Source organism: Fastidiosipila sp. (genome assembly GCA_012511175.1).
Classification (GTDB): domain Bacteria; phylum Bacillota; class Clostridia; order Saccharofermentanales; family DTU023; genus UBA4923.
In genome coordinates this window covers 1-18,599 of the sequence record JAAZGO010000033.1, presented here as the reverse complement: position 1 = coordinate 18,599, position 18,599 = coordinate 1, and the positions used below count along the sequence as shown (strand labels likewise).

Below are 18,599 nucleotides of genomic sequence, written 5' to 3'. Positions count from 1 at the left end.
AGAATTATTCGGGTTCCGCCCGCCAATCAAGGAGATAGACAATGGCCAGATGTGAGATTTGTGACAAACACATGTTTTTTGGCAGGAAAATCAAGATTACGCGTTCGCAGATTTCGCGCCGGGGATTGCACCGCCAGCGCGCCAACGTTAAAAAAGTTCATGTGATGGTTGACGGGGTGCCGAAAACCATGTATGTCTGCACCCGCTGTCTGCGCAGCGGAGCCGTCGAGCGGGCCTGACAAAGAAAGCCCGGCGGCTGCTTGCCGCAACAGGGGGAGGCTGCCCAGGCACTGGCAAGTGCGGAGGGCCGGCCTCTTTTTATTGGCCTGGTTTACTTAAGGTTGCGCTTTCAGTTTGCTCTTTTGAAAGGATTCAAGGAGGGGGACCAGGAGCAGGGCCAACAGACCAGCCGTGAATCCACCGTTGTAGAGATTAAAGCCGCCATGGATGACTGCTGTGTAGGACACCAGGCAGGCGTGAAGCGCTCCGGCGATCACCCCCCAATGCAAACCCCACCTGCCGCTCAAAGGCGAGAGTCCCGTTGCAAAGCAGAGTCCCACGAAGATGGCCTGATCGGACAAGGACCATGCCGAGAAAATTGACGCCAAGGCATAACCTGCCATGATCGGGAGGACATTGGCTGGATGAGAACCATTAGCCGCCCAGCAGACGATGCAAAGCAGGGCGCCGGCGGTGGGGCCAGTCAAGGGCACTTTAACCAGCAGGGCCAGCCCCAGGCTCAAAAGCCCCAATAAACCGAAATTGATGAGAACCCGTGCCGCTCCGTCTTCTGCCAGGAAGTCGCAGGCCAGTCCTGTTTTTCTGATCAGTTTCCCGTAACCTGAAACCGAACGGCCGTTCAGAAAAAAACCTGCCAGCAGTGCTCCAAAAAAAGAAAGAGACAAGAAGAGCGGAAAAAAGAGAGGAAACCCTTGAGAAAGGATGCAATTGAGGGAATAATCCCCTTCGAGGCCCAGAGGCCGGAGGAAAAAAGTCTTGTAGACGGCAAAAAGGGCAAAGGCCAGAAAACCGGCCGACAAACCCGCATTGAAGAGGTTGTATCCCTTGTGCATGCCGGCCGTATGAGCGGCAAGGGGCGGGAAGAGGATGCCGATCAGGCTGCCAAGCAGGAGGGCGATCAGGATGCCGGCAGCAAGCGGATAATGGTGATAACGTGGGAAGAGCGCCTCACTCACAACCGGCGACAGCGAGCAGGCGAAAAGGGACAGGTTGACGTATTGGCCGAAAGATTCTTTCTTGATTATTGAATAAATCCAGCTGCCAAAGATGATGGGCAGGACATTCAGGCAGTTCTTGCCGAAAAAGGCGAAACCAACCGTCAGGAAGTAGGCGCCTACCGAGGCGCCGTTGAGCCGGCTGCCCGTTAATGCGAACAGGGCCCAGGCCATAAGACCCAGCAGTCCGGCGTTTAAAAGCGCGCCATTCAACCCGCCCAGGGCGCAGGCATCGCTTGTCAGCACCTGGGGGCTGGTGAGGATTTTCCAAAGGCCGGGCAGGAGCTGCGTGACCGGTCCCGCGAAGAAGGATGTTCCAAGGAGCAGGAGGGAAAAGATCAGGAAAAGGGAAAGGATGATTTTTCGGTCCGACTTCATGAACTGATCTCCCGCCTGCAAAACAAAGGGTCTTTCAAAAAACTCACCGGGAGCTGCAGCTCCCGGCGGGTTCAGCCTCATGGAAAACTTAGGCGCTTGTTTCCTCCGGTCCGCCCAGCAGGCCCTCCCGGATCGCATTGGTCGGGCAGACTTCAATGCATTTGCCGCAATGGATGCATTTCAGCTGGTCAATGACCGCCAGGTTGTCCTCGATGACAATGGCGTCAACCGGGCAGACACGCACACAGCGCCCGCAGGCAATACAGCCGGCCGTGCAAGCCTTTCGCACGACTTTGGGGGGCCAATGATTGGAGCAGGTGACATTGGTTGCCAGCTCATGCTTGGGAATCATGTGGATGATGTGCTTGGGGCAGGCATCGACGCACTTGCCGCAGGCCGTACAGTTTTCATGGTTGACATGAGCGATGCCATTTTCCAGATAGAGCGCGTTGAATTCGCAAACCGCGACACAGTCCCCGAATCCGAGGCAGCCGAAGGTACAGGAGTTGGGGCCCGAGAAAAGCCCGGCCGCTTCGGCGCAGTGCATGGGGCCGGTATATTCGTACCGCTTATGCGTATTCCGGGTCGTACCCTGGCAAAAGACATTGGCGACCAGGGGGATGACCATTCCCGCCTCGACGCCCATGACCTCTGCAACGGCCGTGGCGGTGTCCTGGCCTCCCGCCGTGCAAAGGGTGGTCAAGGGTTCGGAGCCGTCGGACAGCGCCGCCGCATAGGCGGCACAGCCGCTGTAGCCGCAGCCTCCGCAGTTGATGCCCGGCAGGACATCCTCTACCATCTTTTGAAGGGGATTGGTCTCTACCCGAAAGAAGTGGAAGACGAGCAGGATGACGATGCCCGCCAGCAGTGAAACACCCGCGCCGATCAAGGCCGGCAACAAGATGGGGTTGGTCACAAGTGATAAGATCATCAAAATTCCTCCGATCGTGCCGGCTTACCCGAACAGATTTTCAATGACGCCCTTGAATCCCATGAAGGAGACAGAGACGATAGCGGCCGCCATCAGGGTGGAGGGGAGACCCTCCATAAAAGCGGGGATGTCAGCTTTTTCCATTTTTTCCCTGACCCCTGCGAAAAGGAACATGGCCAGCATGTAGCCGACACCAGCGCCCAGTGATGACATCATGGCAGCAAGAAAACTGTAGGTCTCCTGGATATTGATCAGCATGACCCCCAGGATGGCACAGTTGGTTGTAATAAGGGGCAGGTAGATGCCCATGGCCTTGTACAGAGGCGGAAACGCCTTTCGGATGAAAGCCTCGAGAACTTGAACGGCCGAGGCGATTACCAGGATAAAGACCACAGTCTGGAGGTAACCCAGGCCGACCGGATCGAGGATTTTCCAGTAAATGGGGTAGGTGACGGCCGTGGCGATCAGCATGACGAAAATCACGGCGATGCTCATTCCCATGGCGTTCTTGACATTCTTTGTCAGCCCCAGGAAAGAGCAGACGCCCAGGAAGCGTGAGAGAACCAGGTTATCGATCAGGATAACACTGAATAGGATCAGTAAAAATTCTTTCATTTGTTCTCCTCACTTTCAGTTTTCGTCGCGGGTTTTTCATCTTTTTTGGCAAAGGCCCCCGGCTCCTTGACTGCGGGCGGTACGGCATCCAGGGCGGGTGTCCTTGAGCGACGGGGCCCATCCAGGACCTCTGTTTCGTCGTAGACGGCATCGGTGCGCTCACTGATGCTGCCGGGGTATCGGTCCCGGGTCAGCGTCCGCTGGGGCCGCTGGGCGTAATAGTGCTTGTTCAGTTTCTCCGTGATGGCCACCATGATGCCGTAAAGGGCGAAACCGCCTGCCGGCAGCGCGAAGATCATCATGGGCTGCAGGCCGTCCTCCTGGATCCAGGGCATCTGGACTCCGAAGAAAGTGCCGGCGCCCAGGATTTCCCGAAGCGAACCGATGGCAAAGAGAGCCAGGGTAAAACCGATGCCCATGCCCAGGCCGTCCAGGGCTGAGGTAAATACATTGTGGCTGTTGGCAAAAGCCTCGGCCCTGCCCAGGATGATGCAGTTGACGGTAATCAGGGGGATGAAGATTCCCAGCTCTTTATTCAGGTCGTAAAGATAGGCCTGCATCAAGAGGTGAAGGATGGTTACCAGGCTGGCAATGATCGTGATGTAGGCGGGAATCCGGATCTTTTCGGGGATCACTTTTCTCAGGAGGGAAATGACCACGTTGGACAGGAGCAGAACGGCGGTCGAGGCAATCCCCATGCCCAGGCCGTTATAAGCCGAAGTTGTGACGGCAAGCGCCGGGCAGGTCCCCAGCATCAGGATAAGCAGGGGATTTTCCTTGATAATCCCTTTGGTCAGTTCATAACCGGCTGATCTTTTCGTGGCCATCCTAGTCGCCTCCCTTCCCCATAAAAGCGTCAAATACAGCTGACGCCAGCTTGACTGACTTGACAACGGAAACCGAGGAAATGGTGGCGGCGCTGACAAAGTCGACCGAGAATTTGTCATCGGTAGTGCGTCCGATGAATTGATCCGTGAAGGAGGCGTCGCCTACTTCCTGGCCCAGGCCGGCTGTCTCTTCCGAGGCGTCCACCAAAAGGCCTGTAATTTCTCCCGAGAGGCTGAAGCCGACCGTGACAGGAACCGGGCCATGGTAGCCCTTGGAAGCCGCGCTGATCAGGACGCCGACTACCTCGCCGTCTGCGTCGACTGCCCGCCCCACGCCGGTCACATTTTCGAAGTCCTCAGCGGTCAGGTCAATGGCAATGGCGCCGGGGATCCCGGCAATGGCCTCATCCGCACTTTCCTCCGGGAATTCGGCAGCGTCGGGGAAGAGCGCCTGTTTGCCTGAACCGTGCGCCATCTGTTCCTGTTTGGCAATGGCATCGGCTGTCATGGTGGCGGTCAAGGCCAGAAGGGCGACACAGACCGTACAGATAACGACCAGGATCAGGGCGGGCATGGGTCCGCGCTCGATAACAGGGATTTTGGCTTTTGCTTTTTCTTTATTCTTATTTGGCTTTGGCATGTTTAATACCTCCGAGGGCCCTTGGTGCTGTCCAGCGTTCAATGTGGGGCGTCAGGATATTCATGAATAAAATGGCAAATGAGACCCCTTCCGGCATGGCGCTGTAAATCCTTAATAAACCGGTGATCAGGCCGGCGCCTACGCCGAAAATGATCTTGCCCGGGATGGTTGTGGGTGTCGTGACATAGTCGGTCACCATGAAGAAGGCGGCCAGGATCAAAGCGCCCGACATGAGATGGAGGAGCGGATCGGCACCGGTAGCCCAGGAGAAGAGGACGGTGGTGCCGATAAAGGTGAGGGGTGCCCAGATGTCGATGACGCCTGTGACCAGGAGAAAAATTCCTCCGGCCAGCAAGGCGGCGATGGATGTCTCTCCAATGCAGCCCGCGTGATTGCCGAGGAAAAGATCCAGCAAGGAGGGTATTGCCTGGGAGCCTTCCTTGGCCACCATGAGCGGAGTTGCCTGCGATATCAGGTCAATGCCCGCCAGTTTGTCAGCAACAGAATAGCTGGCCACCTGGCCGGCAAAGGAGACGGACAAAACGATGCGGGCAGTGACAGCCGGGTTGGCGAAGTTGTCACCCAGGCCGCCGAACATCTGCTTAATGACCACGATGGCAACAAAGTCGCCCGTGATCAGAACCCAGAGCGGTGTGCCGGCTGGCAGGCTGGCAGCCAGGAGCAGGCCGGTGACGATGGCCGACAGGTCACCGACGGTTTGCTCCCGTTTCATGACGACACGGGAAAGTGCTTCAAAGCCGGCCGATACGGCGGCACTGAAGACAAAGAGCATGGGTCCTTTGAGTCCGAATATGAAGAAAGATGCGATGATCACAGGAATCAGCGCGATGATGACATGCAGCATGATGGAACGCGTGGTGACGCGGTCGCGGATATGCGGCGAAGCTGAGACGTGAAGCATTACGATTTCCCTCCTTTTCCCGCTGAGGCCGCTGCGGCAGCCTGCACCAGCGCCTTCCCGTTGCGGATATTCTGGACCAGGTAGCGTTTGGCGGGGCAGACATAAGAGCAGCTTCCGCACTCAATACAAGTCAGGACATGGCGGTCGTTCAGCTCCTTGACACTGAGTGCACGGGCAGCTTTGTCAAGGGCCATGGGCATCAGCTTCATAGGGCAGGCCCGGATGCAGCGCCCGCAAAGGATGCAGGCCGACTCCTCAGGCAGGGCCGCTTCTTCTTCATTAAAGATAAGGATGGCATTGTTGTGTTTGACGATGGGGCGGGTGAGTTCATCGACGGTGACACCCATCATGGGCCCGCCCATGATGATTTTTCCGGGGTTTGACTTGGTCCCGCCCGCTTTCTCGATAACCTCTTCAATCGTGGCACCGATGGGCACTTCGAAATTGCCGGGTTCCGCGACGGCGCTGCCGTCAACTGTGACCACCTTCTTGATCAGGGGCATGCCCGTTTTCAGATAGCGTGCCAGGAAATGGAGGGTGGAGACGTTGTGCACGACGACCCCTACGTCGCAGGGCAAGCCTCCTTCCGGAACAACCCTGCCGTTGAGCAGGTGGATCAGAACTTTTTCAGCTCCCGTGGGGTAAGCGGTCTTCAGCACTTTGAGGGTCATGCCGTTCCTGGGCCAGTCCGGATGATTCCGCTGTCTGTCTATGGCCTCCTGCAGGGCGCGGGCTCCGTCCGGTTTGTTGTCCTCAATGCCGAAAATAACCTGGTCAAACCCGCACCACTTGGCCGTTGCCAGGGTCCCCGCCACCACCTCATCAGGATCGTTGCAGCAGACGGCGCAATCAGCTGTGATGTATGGTTCGCACTCCGCCGCGTTGACAATCAGGGTATCGACCGGCTTGTCTGCAGGGGGGTTAAGCTTGATATGGGCGGGAAAGGCCGCACCGCCAAGGCCGACCAGGCCCGAGTTTCGCACCGCCTCGAGAAAACTCGCCTTGTCGGTAATAACCGGAGGTTTGACTTCCGGGCTGACCGTGTCCAGGCCGTCGGGAATGATGGTGACGTATTTGGCCAGGCTTCCGTCGCTCCAGATCTCGTCACTGATGGAGGCGACTTGACCCGAAACACTGGCGTGGACCGGAACACTCCAGGGCCCGGTCGGTCTGCCGAGCGGCTGGCCGACGTCGACATGATCGCCCTTGGCGACGATGGCTTCACATCCGGGGCCGATCTGCATGTTGAGCGGGATGGTGACTTTTGAAAAACCGGAAAGCGGGGTAATCGCCATTCCGGCCGTGTTCTTGTTGTCTTTCGGGTGAATGGACCGGGACAATCCAAGTAAGTTCATTCTCATTTTTCTCTGCCCTACTCCTCTTTGCCGTGCGGGCCATCGTCCGGTAATCCCGGCGTCCTGTCACGCGCACCTGGCAGTCTTAAAAAATCCTTTAACAGTGTAGGACAAGTATACCGGTATTTCAATATCGATTTAGGCAGCCGGGCGTGAAAAGCTTGCTTCTGTGCTAGAATCTATTGAAATAAATCGCGCGAAGTGAGATCCATGCAAAACAAAAAACAGCTCGACCTGCTCAAGGGCCGTATTCTGCCGACGGTAGTCAAGCTGGCCATGCCTATCATGGCCACTTCTTTTGTCGGTTTGGCTTACAACTTGACCGATATGTTCTGGGTCTCCTCCCTGGGCGAGCGTGCGGTGGCGGCTGTCGGATCAGCCGGCATTCTTTTTTGGCTGGTGGAGAGCCTGTTCGCTCTGCCCCGGATCGGAGGCCAGGTCCTGGTGGGCCAGTCGCTGGGAGCCGGCGATTTGCAGGAAGCCAGAAGCTGGGCCCGCGCTGCACTCCGGGCAGGTTATTTAATGGCGGCCTTGCTGACCCTTGCTTTTGTGTCCTTTCAAGGTCCTCTGACATCGATTTTTCATTTCAATGATCTTGAGACCATCGTTCGAACGGAAACTTACCTGTGGATTGTAGGCCTTGGCATGATCGCCCATGTCGGCGGCAGACTTTACAGCGCCATCCTTACCGCTTCCGGCAACAGTTTCACCCCCTTTGTCATTTTTGTCACAGGCCTGACCCTCAACATGATTCTTGACCCGCTTTTCATCCTTCACTTCCGGATGGATGTGGCCGGCGCCGCACTGGCAACCCTCCTGTCGGAGACTGTGGCTTTCGGCCTGATGCTGACGGCTGTCAGGCGCAATGAATATTTTGCCCGCCTGCGCCTGTTCAGCGATCCGCTGGAAATCCGCCGGCTGAAGCCAATCACCAAGCTGGGAGCTCCTGTTGCCATGCAATCCGGCGTGCACGCGGTTGTCACCATTCTGATCTCACGCATGGTAGTCCGCTTTGGCGACCTGGCCGTCGCAGCCCAGCGGCTGGGCACACAGGTTGAGAGCATTTCCTGGATGACGGCTGACGGCTTTGCCGCGGCGGTCAACGCCTTCATGGCACAAAACTTCGGTGCCGGGAAACACACCCGTGTGCGTCGCGGATACTGGTCCGGTTTTTGGCTGGTATTTGCCATCTGTACGGTCACCTCTTTGATCCTGCTGTTTTTCGGCGCCCCCATCGTAGCCATCTTCTTCAAAGATCCCCTGGCACTTGGCCACGGCGCAGACTATCTGCATATTCTGTCTGCCTCCCAGCTTCTGATGGGTATCCAGCTGTTGACCAGTTCTGCCTTTGCAGCCCTCGGCCAGTCACTTTTGCCGTCCATCCTCGTAACCGGACTCATGGTTTCACGTATCCCGCTCGGCACTTATCTTTCTGGCACAGCCTTGGGCGTGAGCGGTATCTGGTGGTCATTTTCCATTACAAGCAACCTGGCCGGCCTGGTCCTGCTCATTGCCCTGCCACTCTACATGCGAAAACTTGAAAGACGGCCGGTCACCGCCATGGCCTCCCTGAAGCCCTGAAGTCCTGATGACTTGCGGCTGATCGCTTTCATGTGCTATGATTGTCCGGCGTGTGACGCCAAAGGGAGGAACAGCAATGAAAGCTGCGCAGATCACATTCATCGTTCTCGACATTCTGACCTGCATCGGCCTGATCGTGACGGTCATGATGCAGGAGAGCAAATCGAGGGGACTTGGTGTACTTTCCGGTGATTCCGGAAGCTCGGACACCTTTTACGGCAAGACAAAGGGCCGGACCAAGGAAGGTATCCTGAAAAAACTGACCACCGGCTTTGCCATTGCCTTTGCTGTTTTTACACTGGTTCTCTACCTGCTGACCGGGCGCGGTGCCTGATCGCCGACCCAAGGCGGGGAGAATACAAGGAGAGCCTTCAGGCTCTTTTTTTATCCGAATCTTTGACCGGACTGACCAAGGATCGAATCGCATGATATTCGCAGTTGCCGCACTTGGCTGCAAAACAAATCAATATGAAATGGATGCCCTGGCGGAGAAGCTTCGCAGCATGGGCCTGACACCGGCTGCTTCCGGCTGCAAGGCAGATCTTTACGTCCTTAACACCTGCGCGGTGACAGGGGAGGCAGAAAGAAAATCCCGCCAGCTTCTGCGGCGTTATCGGAGAGAGAATCCCCGGGCCCTGATTGTCGCCTGCGGTTGCGGTGCCCAGCGCAGTGATCTGACCTCCCTGGCGGACCTTGTGATCGGCACCCGTTTAAGGGACCGGCTGCCGGATCTGATTCTTGAAGCGGCCGAAAACAAAAGCGGCCGTCCTATTAATCTCGTCCAGCCCGCGCTGACCGGGGCGTCTTATGAGGAGCTGGGTGCCACGGCGGTGCCCGGGGAAACGCGGGCCTATTTAAAAATTCAGGACGGGTGCGACAACCGATGCGCTTACTGCGCCATCTGTCTGGCGAGAGGGCCGGCCAGGAACCGGGCCGTGGACAAGATTCTCGAAGAGGCAGAGGATCTTGCCCGGCGGGGTTTTGCGGAAATTGTCCTGACTGGGACCAACATCAATGCTTTCGGTCCTGACATGGGGGAAAGGGACGGATCCTTGGACCTGGCGGGCCTTCTTGCCTTGCTCGACAAGGTGGAGGGAATCAGACGTATCAGGCTCGGTTCGCTGGAATCAGGAACCATCACGCCGCGATTCATTGAGCGCCTGTCCGCCCTGGATCATCTCTGCCCCTCCTTTCACCTTTCACTACAAAGCGGCTCGGACCGGATTCTCCGGGCTATGAAACGGCGTGACACCACAGATCAGTACCGGGAGGCCGTCAGTCTGCTGCGGACACAGTTTCCCGGGGCAGGGATCACAACGGACCTGATCGTTGGCTTTCCGGGCGAGAATGATCAGGATTTTGAGCAAACGCTCGCTTTTTGCCATGAAATCGGTTTTTTGAGGATCCATGTCTTCCGTTTTTCCCCGCGGCCGGGCACGTCGGCCTCGGCCATGGCCGGCCGGGTCTCAAAAGAGACGGCGGCACAGCGGTCCCGGATCCTGCGTGACACCGCCCGGGAGCTGGCCGTCAGCGCCATTCGGGACCGCCTGGGTCAAAGCCGGGAGGTTCTGGTTGAAAGGATGGACAGGAAGGGCAGGGCGCTGGGCTACAGTCCCGAATACATTCAGGTAATCGGAGAAGCAGCAGGTCCGCAAACAACCCCTCCCGTGCGGGGACAGGTCCGTGCCATGCGCCTTCTGGGCGTGGAGGGGGAGGCGGCCCTGGCATCGATCCTCTAGCCGGTTTTTAGTCAGCTGACATGGTAAACTTACAGGGGAGGTGCCTATGGAAGAACAGGATACGAACCGCTTTGAAATCGGCAGTGAGAAACGTCTGGCCGCCCACCAGATTATGGCTGAGGTAATGAAGGCGCTCGAGGAAAAAGGTTATGACCCGATCAATCAGCTGGTCGGCTATTTTCTTTCCGGAGATCCCACTTACATTACCAGTCACCTTGGCGCCCGCGGGGTAATTCGCCGCCTGGAACGTGATGAACTGCTGGAAGTCGTCATCAGGGATTACGTCGAACGGCTCTGAGACGATGCCGCGGCGTGTTTTGGGTGTTGACTTCGGTACGCGCCGGGTGGGTGTTGCCGTAAGCGACCCCATGCGTCTTTTTGCCCGGCGCCTGGTAACGCTGGAACGGGTCCGCGGGGACGGTGAGGGGCCTGTCAGCGAAATAGCCGCCTTGTGCGCAGAATACAATGCGGATACTGTGGTGATTGGCTTTCCCGCCCGGACTGATGGCAGGGATTCCGAGACAGGTGCGCTGGCTGCGGCTTTTGCCGACGCCCTGCGACAGGTTGCCGGATGCAGGGTTGAACTCTATGATGAGCGATACACCTCGGTACTGGCTTCCCGCATCATATCCGAAACAGTCAGGAAGAAGAAAAAGCGGGATAAAAGCCTGGTCGACCGCATTGCAGCGGAGATTCTTCTGCAGGACTGGCTCGACCGCGAGAAGGGCGGTCTGACTGCGGGCCCGGCCGGATCGTGATATAATGCCTTCGATCGCGGGGTCGGCCGGCTGTCGGACCGCGTGAGAGAACTAAATTGTCCCTTGGAGGATTCAATCAATGAAAAATTTTCAGGTACTCTACATGGCGGAAGATGAGCATGACTACTCCGGTGAAGAAGAGGTCGATGAACTTTTCGACGAAGACGCCTACGTTGTTTTAACCGATACGGAGACCGGGGAAGATTATTCTTTCATCATGGCGGATACCTTTTCCCACGATGGGGAGGAATACTGTGTGCTGGTCGACCCGTCCGAAGGTGACGAAGATGAGATGAGCCTTTTCTTTATGAAATTTGTCGCCGGAGACGATGGAGAGGAAGTATTGGTAGGCCTCGACGAGGACGAGGATGAGGCTGTTTACCAGGCCTACCAGGCCTTGCTGGAAGAATGCGACCATGACGGGGACATCCCGGAAGCGTAAGCCGCCGCGCGAACGCTCCCTTGGGAGAAATGACCGGGGAAGTGCGGGGGACGGCCTTCTTGCTATTCTCGTGGATGAACGGAACGGCCGTGAGTACTACGTGTCGATTCTGGACACATTTTCCGTGAGGGGCCAGGCCTACACCGTCATGTACAACTACGAGCCTGACGACGGATCCAGGGCCAATCCTGAGCTGGTCATCATGCGTTCGTGGAAAGATGAGAGCGGTGAACATGTTTTTTCATCTGTCACAAGCAGGAAAGAGCTCGACCGCGCCTTTGAGATTTTTTTTGAACGGTATGCCGGCTCGCTCTCCCGCCCGTGACTGATCCGCCTTGCTTTGACAGCGGATTTGAATGGAGCCTGCCAGCCATGGTGCAAAACACGGAAGAATACATCCATCGCACTCAGGAGCCTGCGGTTGGCGGGCCGCCTTCCCGCGGGAAAAGGCGGATTTCCGCCGGGACCTTTCTCATCCCTTTGGTTTTCATGCTCTTGCACCATGCCGTCTTGAACGGCATCTCTCTCGCGCGTGCCTTTTCCTACCTCTTGTCCAACCCGGCTCTTGGGGCCGAGCTCCGTGCGAACCCCAAGGACAGTTCGATCCTGCTGAAGATTCTGGTCGAAAGCAAAACCATGATCTACGCCTCACTTTTTGGCATGATCATCCTTATCCCCATTTATAGTTTCTATCTTTACCGGCGAAGAAAAAAGCAGGATCTGCCTTCTCTCTTTAAAACAGTAACCTGGGTACAGTCGCTGAGTTCTGTTGCGATCATCCTGGGAGCTCTGGGCCTGACCCAGCTCTGGATGGCAATTCTTGGCTCCTTCGATCAGGCGTCGGCCATCGGCCGGCTCTTTCAGAACTACCTGGACAAGATGGTCCTGTTTGATGCCGCCTCATCGGTGTCAGCCCTTGACTTCGCTGCGACCGTGCTGCTGGTCCCCATTGGTGAGGAGCTCCTCTTTCGCGGCATCGTCCAGGGAGCGCTTGGCAAAAGTTTTCCGGCTGCCGTGTCAGTGGCCGGAACGACAGTCCTTTTCGCCCTCTTTCATCTGGACCTGATCCAGGGTTCCTATGTCCTGATTGCCGGTTTCGCCTTGTCACTGGCCTGTTATTTGACGCGCAGCATTATCGTTCCCATTGCCATGCATATGGTCTTCAACTTCATTGGATCCGGTTGGCTGTTCCGTTTAACAGGAGCGGGGAGGCAGGCAGAGGAAATCATCGTCTGCACACTTTACGCTTTCATTTTAATCGGATTCGCCGGTGTGCTGGTTTTGCGCAGAACCGGCGGAAAGCAAGGCGGGGCGGTCTGAGGTGGCCCGGCTCTCCCTGATACCGGCAAGTTTGAGGCGGAGGACCTTCATGACTGCCTCGGTGATCTTGCTGCTGATTGCTCTTGTGGTACTTGCCCTCGTCTGGCAGGCGGTGGGGATTTTGGGCAACCGGCCGGCTTCGCTTGTCCGGGTCAGTGAAAAAGCGGTGAATCAGCTTGTTCTGGCCGGAACCGGCATCAATTTGACCGGCATGCCGTCGACCAACCTTGTTTCAGGAGGATCATTCTCACCTCTGACCCGCCATGCCCATTATTTTGCCAATGACGGAGAGCCGGCCGCCTTCCGTATTAAGATGACCGAGGCCCGATCCCGGGTCCCCCTGGCCAAGGACTACTACACCGGCGCTTCCTTTTCCCTTTTCCGCGAGTCGCTGTCGGAGATGACACTGATTAACACCGGCCGGATTACCGCCTATGAAGCGGGAATTGTGTCGGGGAAACGACAGGTTTCCCTGCCGCCGGAAATGGTGAACCCGCGCTGGAGTGATTTTGCCGAATCAGATGGAACCGTATACGCCTGCGGAGCCGCGGGGACGCTGGTCAAGCTGCCGCGTGACGGATTGCCTGAACAAATGGCCTTTCGCTTCGACGTCAATTTGACTGCCCTGGCGGCCGGACCCGGGGGACTACTGGCGGGTGACTCAGATGGAAAATTGTACGCTTCCTCGGACGGCGCCAATTGGAGCCTGATCACACAAGGCAGAGCCGGTTTTCCTGTGCGCGCGATTGAGTATATTGACCTGCCCGACGAAGCGAATGGTTTCTATCTGGCATCCGGCGGCCCGGGCGAGCTCTTTTTCGGCCATCCTTCCGGTTTGGAGAAGCTGTCCTTTCCGATGGACGACCGGATAACAGCCTTGATCAAGGCAGGTGACGGGATTGTCTATGCTCTGGGTGACAGCGGTAATGTCGCTTCTTCCTCCAATGGGGTGCAATGGCAGCTTGAGGAGTCGCTGAAAGCCCGCGAAGGATGGCTGGCCGGCAAGGCAGGCGGAGGTGTCACCTTCTTTGCCGGCCGGGGTGGCCAGATGGCTGTCAAAGCTGACAAGGGCGCGGTTGAATTTCTCGATGCGGGGGACAGCATGGACAGCCGGATGGATTTGACAGAAATTATGGTTATGTCATCCGGACGATTTGTCGTTCTGGCTACTGATGGCCGTATGCTTCATTCCAAGGATGGCGGAAAGACCTGGAAGCTTGAGAACCCCTTTGACGAAAGCAGGATTGAGCGTTTTGAGCTTTTTCCGGCCGGTGACATCTTTCTGGCTAAAACCGACGGAACCATCATCCAGGCAGAACTGACTGCCCAGATTCGTTTTGAGCCCGCCCTGGAAAGCGGCAGCGTCATTTCCGGCGACTTGATGACGGTCCGCCTCTCCGAATCGCCGGAACTTGATACACATAAGGTGGACTATGTTCTGCGGGATGAAGTTCTGCCTGCCGGTGAATGGGCCATATCGGGGGGCGCTTCCTTCTTGACTGAAGCGGATGCCCGTGAGGGGAGGGAAGGCTATGATTCCGGAGGAGCCTGTGCCCTGACTTACGAAAAACCGGAGCTGGATCTGCCTGCCGGTCAGGAAGGCCAGGCAGGAATGCCTCCCCGGGAAATTTTATTCTCTGTCCGCCGGGGGACTTCCATCATGGCGCCGGTCAGCAATCCCGACCGGCCTTATCTGAACGCCAGACTGACGCAGAAGCTTGATCTTACCCGGCTTGTGATCGATGATAGCCTGCCTTTTTACCGGCTTGAATTTGACGCCCGGGTCACGGGCCGGATCGATGGACCCATCGAGGTATGGTTTTCCGGCTCGCTCCCCGCGGTGGGGGAATCGGTCAGAATTCAGGGGGAAGCCTGGCAGCACCGCCGCTTCACCCTTCTCTTCCCGCGGGGTTTGAGACTGGACGACGAGGTCTGGATCAATTTCGGTTTTGCGGGATCCGGCACCCTTTACCTGGACAATGTCTGGTTCGGCAGAAATGACGACACGCCGGGGGCCCTGTCAGGATTCATGACCAGGGAAGCGACAGGCCTTGCCGATGTAATCCGGCTCGACGCGGTTCCCATTGGCCGGCATGGCTATGAGGAGGAAAGCTGGTGTTTGCCCGAGGGAACGGGGAGTGCAGGGGGGGATGACTGCTGCTTCCATAATCTGGGGGCAGCCTTGCAATTCGTGGAAGCTCAGGGGGCTTCGCCCTGGCTGGTAGTCGATCTTCATGCCACCTCCGCGGAGCTGGCCCATCTGGTTGAATACCTGGCGGGCCCGCCCCTGTCCGCCTATGGCAAGATCCGCTCCCGTGATGGTGCCATCGGTCGCTGGACCGACACCTTCAACCTGATCTATGTCGAGCTTGCCGATGAGGCGGGGATTCTTCCCAATGATGCCTCCCGTGCCAACTACGTCCACTGGATCATGGATCAGATCAAGTCCGCCCCGGATTTCCAGGGGATCAGGAATCAAGTCTTCTTCATTGACAGCATGCAATACGATGACGGGCGCAGCCATACCAGCGCTGACTTCCATGCCGGAGACCTGCGGCTCAGCCGGCCGCTTGAGTCGGAAGAGGCGGTCGAGGCTGCTCTCAATGATTGGATTAACAGTATGCCAAGACGGGGAATGTCCGGCGGGGTCCCGGTTCCCGAGCTGGCCCGGTCAGTTTTATTTGACTTCCAGGACCAGCCGGTCCGGCTGGTTGACGCGGCAGGGGCGGTCCTTGCAGATCTGGGGGATCATACGGCCCTGGTTCTCATGAATCTTGACTATACCGAGGGTGCTTTTTTATCCAGGAAAAATGTGAGCTGGCAGGCCCTGCAGGCGTTTCGGGGCCTGTCCGGTCTGCAGAAGCTGGAGGAACCCGCTCTGATCCGAAGCAGCGGGGCTGCGGGAGACCCGGCGGAGGATCCCGATATTGAAGCCGGGGATCAAGATGACCGTCGCGTCTTGTTTTATGCCTTTGGCTCACGGGATACGACCCTCGTTTTTGCCTTGAACCTGGACCGCTCCGCTCACGTCGTTTCAATTCAGGGAATGGACCGGCAGGGGTCAACTTTCAAATTATGTGATCACCGCGGCAAGACCATCAGCCAAGGCAGCTGGGGGCGCAAGCATGATGAATTTACCCTCCTGCCGGGTGGCGTGCTCGTGATTCAAGAGACTAAGGGGGGGGCTGGCTAGCATGGCTTGGCTGGATGTTTTAAAAAGTGTTTTATATGGAATTGTGGAGGGCATAACCGAGTGGCTGCCTATCAGCAGTACGGGTCATCTCCTGATTTTGGAGCGCCTGGTCCCTTTCAGGGCGGGCGGAGATGCCATCAGCAATCAGCGGTTTTTTTCTTTTTTCCTGGTCGTCATCCAACTGGGGGCGGTCTTGGCCGTTGTGGTGACTTTTTGGCAGCAACTTTGGCCCTTCCGGCAAAGGAGGCTTGATGGGGATTTGACCGGGAGTGGGCAGGTTTCGGGAAAAAATTCACTTTCCCTGTGGATCGATCACAAGATCCTTCGGCTCTGGATCATGATTCTGATTGCCTGCGTGCCCGCGGCCATCATTGGTGTGCTTTTTGACGAAAAGATTGAAGCCATCTTCTACAATTCCTGGACGGTGGCTGTCATGCTGATTGTCGTGGGTCTGGCCTTCCTGGTGATCGAGCTCTATATCCGTTGGAAGCGCCGCCAGCCCTCCATCCAGTCGACAGAACAGATTGACTGGAAGGCGGCTCTCTTGATCGGTCTCTTTCAGCTGATTGCGGCCATCCTGCCCGGCACATCCCGCTCCGGCGCCACCATCCTGGGAGGCCTGCTGATCGGCATGTCAAGGCCTGTGGCTGCCACTTTTACCTTTTTCCTGGCTGTCCCGGTCATGGCCGGGGCCAGTCTTTTGAAGGTCATGAGGATCGGCCTTGACTTCAACCTGGTCCAGTGGCTTTCCATATTTGCCGGCATGGGGGTGGCCTATCTGGTTTCTGTTCTCACCATCCGTTTCCTCCTGGACTTCGTCCGACGCCACGATTTCCGAATCTTTGCCTTCTACCGGATTCTCCTTGGCGGTATCCTGATCGCCGCCACCTTGACAGGATTGTTGAGGTAGAGGGCTGTGAAAGCTTATTCAAGGGCAGACTTTCTTCTGGAATTGGCCAATCGGCCTGGACTTGATGAAGAAAGGATCCAGGAAGTTTCCCGGGAATGGGCCCGGAGGCAGGGGACACCCAGCCTTCTGGCAGCCAATCACGCGCGCCTGGCAGGCTGGATCGCCTCGATTCCCTTCGATGTCAGGCAACGGGCGCTTTTTCTTTTCGCGTCTGAAAGCCGGATCATGGAAGAAGGCGGTCTCGCAGCTCATCAGGATCTGCCGCTTTCGGAAGAAGTCCGGCTGCTGGCCGGGGGTAAGCAAGCGGTCAACGGGCTGGCTGAGCTGACCCATACTCAGCTGGTCACGGTCAATTTGGGCACGGGCAAGCCAGATCGGGTCAAGGGCACCGTCCATGTGCCGGTCTCGGATGGAGGTGCAAACAACATCATGGCGGATGACGCCATGACCGAGGAGACCATGATGACGGCCATCAGGGTGGGCATGGAGCTGGTCTCACAGGCCTTCGACCAGGACTTTACACTTCTTTCGGCCGATGGCCTGTCAGAAGGCTCGGAAGTAACTGCCACGGCCATGCTGTCGGTTCTTTTTGACCGGCCGCCCGAGGCCCTCATGGAAAGAGGGGAAAACCTGCCGGATCCTGTGTTTTACAGGAGAAGCCAGATCCTGGCCGAAGCCATCAGCCGCAGAGCTCCCAACCCGCACAACACGTTTGATGTCCTGAAAAAGCTGGGCAGCCTGGAAATCGCGGCCATAACAGGCTTTTTTGCGGGAGCAGCCCTATACGGAATGCCGGTTCTCCTCGGGGGCACGGTCCCGCTGACAGCGGCCCTGACCCTGGTCAGACTGATCCCCGAAACGCGGCCGCTCTTTTTCGCGACCTTGCCGCCGGCAGACCCGGGCGGTGAACTGGCGCTTCGGGAGCTTGGCCTGACGCCCCTGGTCGATGACCGGACACCATCCGCCGGCCGGGGAAGCGCGCTTTATGTGACGCCCCTGCTGGATCTGATCTGCAGCCTGTATAATGGGTTCCAGGATCCGCTTGGGTGAGGGATTTTTTATTTGACAAAAGCGAAATGACACTGATATCATTCAGTGTGTTGCGCTGAAACGGATACGGCGGTATAGCTCAGTTGGCCAGAGCATTCGGTTCATACCCGAAGTGTCACAGGTTCAAATCCTGTTGCCGCCACCAGCAAGGCCCGATGGTCAAGAGGTCAAGACATCGCCCTTTCAAGGCGAAGACACGGGTTCAATTCCCGTTCGGGTCACCAGGGGGGACCTTAGCTCAGCAGGGAGAGCGCCTGCTTCACACGCAGGAGGTCGTCGGTTCAAGCCCGGCAGGTCCCACCACGCCGGGTTTTGGTTGACAATCGGCGATGGCCTTTGCTAAGATGGCAAAGCGCTGCAGGTTAGCCAGAACCGGCACGTACCGCTGTCTTGCGGGATTAACTCAGTGGTAGAGTGTCACCTTGCCAAGGTGAAAGTCGCGAGTTCGAATCTCGTATCCCGCTCCAGACCAGACCGGCGGTCAAACGCCGGTCTTTTTCATCGGGCACCATAGCCAAGTGGTAAGGCAGAGGTCTGCAAAACCTCTATTCTCCGGTTCAAATCCGGATGGTGCCTCCACAATGAAGATCCGCTCCGAATGGGGCGGGTCTTTTTTTAATCACTTCATGTTGTCTTCGGTGCCTGGCACGGCAATATTCTTAACCGGAAACAGTTTCTGACTTTCAGTTTTTAACTGAAATAT

The 18,599-nt window shown here is 57.1% G+C and carries 19 protein-coding genes and 5 tRNA genes; 17 read left to right on the top strand and 7 right to left on the bottom strand.

From position 1 onward, the window contains the following. The first annotated feature begins 41 nt into the window (after positions 1 to 41). Complete coding sequence (locus GX839_07135; GenBank protein ID NLB05227.1) at positions 42 to 239, top strand: 50S ribosomal protein L28; 198 nt, start codon at positions 42 to 44, stop codon at positions 237 to 239. A gap of 96 nt (positions 240 to 335) precedes the next feature. Here the strand turns inward: GX839_07135 and GX839_07130 are convergent, their stop codons facing one another. The 7 genes from GX839_07130 to rsxC form a co-directional block, all read right to left on the bottom strand. Continuing rightward, complete coding sequence (locus tag GX839_07130; GenBank protein NLB05226.1) at positions 336 to 1,613, bottom strand: DUF1576 domain-containing protein; 1,278 nt, start codon at positions 1,611 to 1,613, stop codon at positions 336 to 338. Between the two features lie 88 nt (positions 1,614 to 1,701). Then, the gene (locus GX839_07125; GenBank protein NLB05225.1) at positions 1,702 to 2,544 is read right to left on the bottom strand and encodes an RnfABCDGE type electron transport complex subunit B; all 843 of its coding nucleotides are present in this window, start codon (positions 2,542 to 2,544) and stop codon (positions 1,702 to 1,704) included. A gap of 24 nt (positions 2,545 to 2,568) precedes the next feature. Continuing rightward, positions 2,569 to 3,159 (bottom strand): RnfABCDGE type electron transport complex subunit A, encoded by a 591-nt coding sequence (locus GX839_07120; protein NLB05224.1) that lies wholly within the window; start codon positions 3,157 to 3,159, stop codon positions 2,569 to 2,571. After that, on the bottom strand, positions 3,156 to 3,986 hold the full coding sequence (locus tag GX839_07115; GenBank protein ID NLB05223.1) for an electron transport complex subunit E: 831 nt from the start codon (positions 3,984 to 3,986) through the stop codon (positions 3,156 to 3,158). Before GX839_07115 ends, GX839_07120 begins: the two co-directional genes overlap by 4 nt. Before the next feature lies 1 nt (position 3,987). After that, positions 3,988 to 4,626 (bottom strand): FMN-binding protein, encoded by a 639-nt coding sequence (locus GX839_07110; GenBank protein NLB05222.1) that lies wholly within the window; start codon positions 4,624 to 4,626, stop codon positions 3,988 to 3,990. Then, a complete protein-coding gene (locus tag GX839_07105) occupies positions 4,610 to 5,548 on the bottom strand; it encodes an RnfABCDGE type electron transport complex subunit D (protein ID NLB05221.1) in 939 nt (312 codons plus the stop codon). Before GX839_07105 ends, GX839_07110 begins: the two co-directional genes overlap by 17 nt. After that, positions 5,548 to 6,903: an electron transport complex subunit RsxC gene (rsxC, locus tag GX839_07100; GenBank protein NLB05220.1), complete on the bottom strand. Its 1,356-nt coding sequence runs from the start codon at positions 6,901 to 6,903 to the stop codon at positions 5,548 to 5,550. The genes GX839_07105 and rsxC overlap by 1 nt, the downstream gene beginning before the upstream one ends. Before the next feature lie 210 nt (positions 6,904 to 7,113). On the opposite strand from rsxC, the gene GX839_07095 reads away from it, so the two are divergent. From GX839_07095 to GX839_07020, 16 genes are all read left to right on the top strand, one after another. Next, a complete protein-coding gene (locus GX839_07095) occupies positions 7,114 to 8,484 on the top strand; it encodes an MATE family efflux transporter (protein NLB05219.1) in 1,371 nt (456 codons plus the stop codon). Positions 8,485 to 8,560: 76 nt separating this feature from the next. Next, complete coding sequence (secG, locus tag GX839_07090; GenBank protein NLB05218.1) at positions 8,561 to 8,818, top strand: preprotein translocase subunit SecG; 258 nt, start codon at positions 8,561 to 8,563, stop codon at positions 8,816 to 8,818. A 91-nt stretch (positions 8,819 to 8,909) separates the two neighbouring features. Further along, positions 8,910 to 10,223, top strand: coding sequence for a tRNA (N(6)-L-threonylcarbamoyladenosine(37)-C(2))-methylthiotransferase MtaB (mtaB, locus tag GX839_07085; protein NLB05217.1), 1,314 nt, complete (start codon positions 8,910 to 8,912; stop codon positions 10,221 to 10,223). A gap of 46 nt (positions 10,224 to 10,269) precedes the next feature. Continuing rightward, positions 10,270 to 10,521, top strand: a complete 252-nt coding sequence (locus GX839_07080; GenBank protein NLB05216.1) for an IreB family regulatory phosphoprotein — start codon at positions 10,270 to 10,272, stop codon at positions 10,519 to 10,521. A 4-nt stretch (positions 10,522 to 10,525) separates the two neighbouring features. Next, positions 10,526 to 10,981 (top strand): Holliday junction resolvase RuvX, encoded by a 456-nt coding sequence (ruvX, locus tag GX839_07075; protein NLB05215.1) that lies wholly within the window; start codon positions 10,526 to 10,528, stop codon positions 10,979 to 10,981. Positions 10,982 to 11,060: 79 nt separating this feature from the next. Next, positions 11,061 to 11,423: a DUF1292 domain-containing protein gene (locus tag GX839_07070; protein ID NLB05214.1), complete on the top strand. Its 363-nt coding sequence runs from the start codon at positions 11,061 to 11,063 to the stop codon at positions 11,421 to 11,423. Continuing rightward, positions 11,398 to 11,748, top strand: coding sequence for a DUF1292 domain-containing protein (locus GX839_07065; GenBank protein NLB05213.1), 351 nt, complete (start codon positions 11,398 to 11,400; stop codon positions 11,746 to 11,748). Before GX839_07070 ends, GX839_07065 begins: the two co-directional genes overlap by 26 nt. Positions 11,749 to 11,795: 47 nt before the next feature. Beyond that, a complete protein-coding gene (locus GX839_07060; GenBank protein NLB05212.1) occupies positions 11,796 to 12,743 on the top strand; it encodes a CPBP family intramembrane metalloprotease in 948 nt (315 codons plus the stop codon). Between the two features lie 49 nt (positions 12,744 to 12,792). After that, positions 12,793 to 15,936, top strand: coding sequence for a hypothetical protein (locus GX839_07055; protein ID NLB05211.1), 3,144 nt, complete (start codon positions 12,793 to 12,795; stop codon positions 15,934 to 15,936). Between the two features lies 1 nt (position 15,937). Further along, positions 15,938 to 16,846, top strand: coding sequence for an undecaprenyl-diphosphate phosphatase (locus GX839_07050; GenBank protein ID NLB05210.1), 909 nt, complete (start codon positions 15,938 to 15,940; stop codon positions 16,844 to 16,846). Positions 16,847 to 16,852: 6 nt separating this feature from the next. Beyond that, a complete protein-coding gene (locus GX839_07045; protein NLB05209.1) occupies positions 16,853 to 17,896 on the top strand; it encodes a nicotinate-nucleotide--dimethylbenzimidazole phosphoribosyltransferase in 1,044 nt (347 codons plus the stop codon). Between the two features lie 68 nt (positions 17,897 to 17,964). Continuing rightward, positions 17,965 to 18,041, top strand: a tRNA-Met gene (locus GX839_07040). A 4-nt stretch (positions 18,042 to 18,045) separates the two neighbouring features. Further along, a tRNA-Glu gene (locus GX839_07035) sits at positions 18,046 to 18,120 on the top strand. 3 nt (positions 18,121 to 18,123) lie between these two features. Next, a tRNA-Val gene (locus GX839_07030) sits at positions 18,124 to 18,199 on the top strand. A gap of 89 nt (positions 18,200 to 18,288) precedes the next feature. Beyond that, positions 18,289 to 18,363 (top strand) — tRNA-Gly (locus tag GX839_07025). Positions 18,364 to 18,400: 37 nt separating this feature from the next. Continuing rightward, positions 18,401 to 18,475: transfer RNA gene (locus GX839_07020), tRNA-Cys, on the top strand. The last annotated feature ends 124 nt before the right edge of the window (positions 18,476 to 18,599 follow it).

What these genes read in the sequence shown, in the direction of transcription:
- GX839_07065 (NLB05213.1), top strand. Translation starts at nt 11,398, where the DNA reads ATGACGGGGACATCCCGGAAGCGTAAGCCGCCGCGCGAACGCTCCCTT.
- GX839_07095 (NLB05219.1), top strand. Translation starts at nt 7,114, where the DNA reads ATGCAAAACAAAAAACAGCTCGACCTGCTCAAGGGCCGTATTCTGCCG.
- GX839_07050 (NLB05210.1), top strand. Translation starts at nt 15,938, where the DNA reads ATGGCTTGGCTGGATGTTTTAAAAAGTGTTTTATATGGAATTGTGGAG.
- GX839_07060 (NLB05212.1), top strand. Translation starts at nt 11,796, where the DNA reads ATGGTGCAAAACACGGAAGAATACATCCATCGCACTCAGGAGCCTGCG.
- rsxC (NLB05220.1), bottom strand. Translation starts at nt 6,903, where the DNA reads ATGAACTTACTTGGATTGTCCCGGTCCATTCACCCGAAAGACAACAAG.
- GX839_07070 (NLB05214.1), top strand. Translation starts at nt 11,061, where the DNA reads ATGAAAAATTTTCAGGTACTCTACATGGCGGAAGATGAGCATGACTAC.
- secG (NLB05218.1), top strand. Translation starts at nt 8,561, where the DNA reads ATGAAAGCTGCGCAGATCACATTCATCGTTCTCGACATTCTGACCTGC.
- GX839_07110 (NLB05222.1), bottom strand. Translation starts at nt 4,626, where the DNA reads ATGCCAAAGCCAAATAAGAATAAAGAAAAAGCAAAAGCCAAAATCCCT.
- GX839_07080 (NLB05216.1), top strand. Translation starts at nt 10,270, where the DNA reads ATGGAAGAACAGGATACGAACCGCTTTGAAATCGGCAGTGAGAAACGT.
- GX839_07055 (NLB05211.1), top strand. Translation starts at nt 12,793, where the DNA reads ATGACTGCCTCGGTGATCTTGCTGCTGATTGCTCTTGTGGTACTTGCC.
- GX839_07135 (NLB05227.1), top strand. Translation starts at nt 42, where the DNA reads ATGGCCAGATGTGAGATTTGTGACAAACACATGTTTTTTGGCAGGAAA.
- GX839_07125 (NLB05225.1), bottom strand. Translation starts at nt 2,544, where the DNA reads ATGATCTTATCACTTGTGACCAACCCCATCTTGTTGCCGGCCTTGATC.
- GX839_07130 (NLB05226.1), bottom strand. Translation starts at nt 1,613, where the DNA reads ATGAAGTCGGACCGAAAAATCATCCTTTCCCTTTTCCTGATCTTTTCC.
- ruvX (NLB05215.1), top strand. Translation starts at nt 10,526, where the DNA reads ATGCCGCGGCGTGTTTTGGGTGTTGACTTCGGTACGCGCCGGGTGGGT.
- GX839_07115 (NLB05223.1), bottom strand. Translation starts at nt 3,986, where the DNA reads ATGGCCACGAAAAGATCAGCCGGTTATGAACTGACCAAAGGGATTATC.
- GX839_07120 (NLB05224.1), bottom strand. Translation starts at nt 3,159, where the DNA reads ATGAAAGAATTTTTACTGATCCTATTCAGTGTTATCCTGATCGATAAC.
- GX839_07105 (NLB05221.1), bottom strand. Translation starts at nt 5,548, where the DNA reads ATGCTTCACGTCTCAGCTTCGCCGCATATCCGCGACCGCGTCACCACG.
- mtaB (NLB05217.1), top strand. Translation starts at nt 8,910, where the DNA reads ATGATATTCGCAGTTGCCGCACTTGGCTGCAAAACAAATCAATATGAA.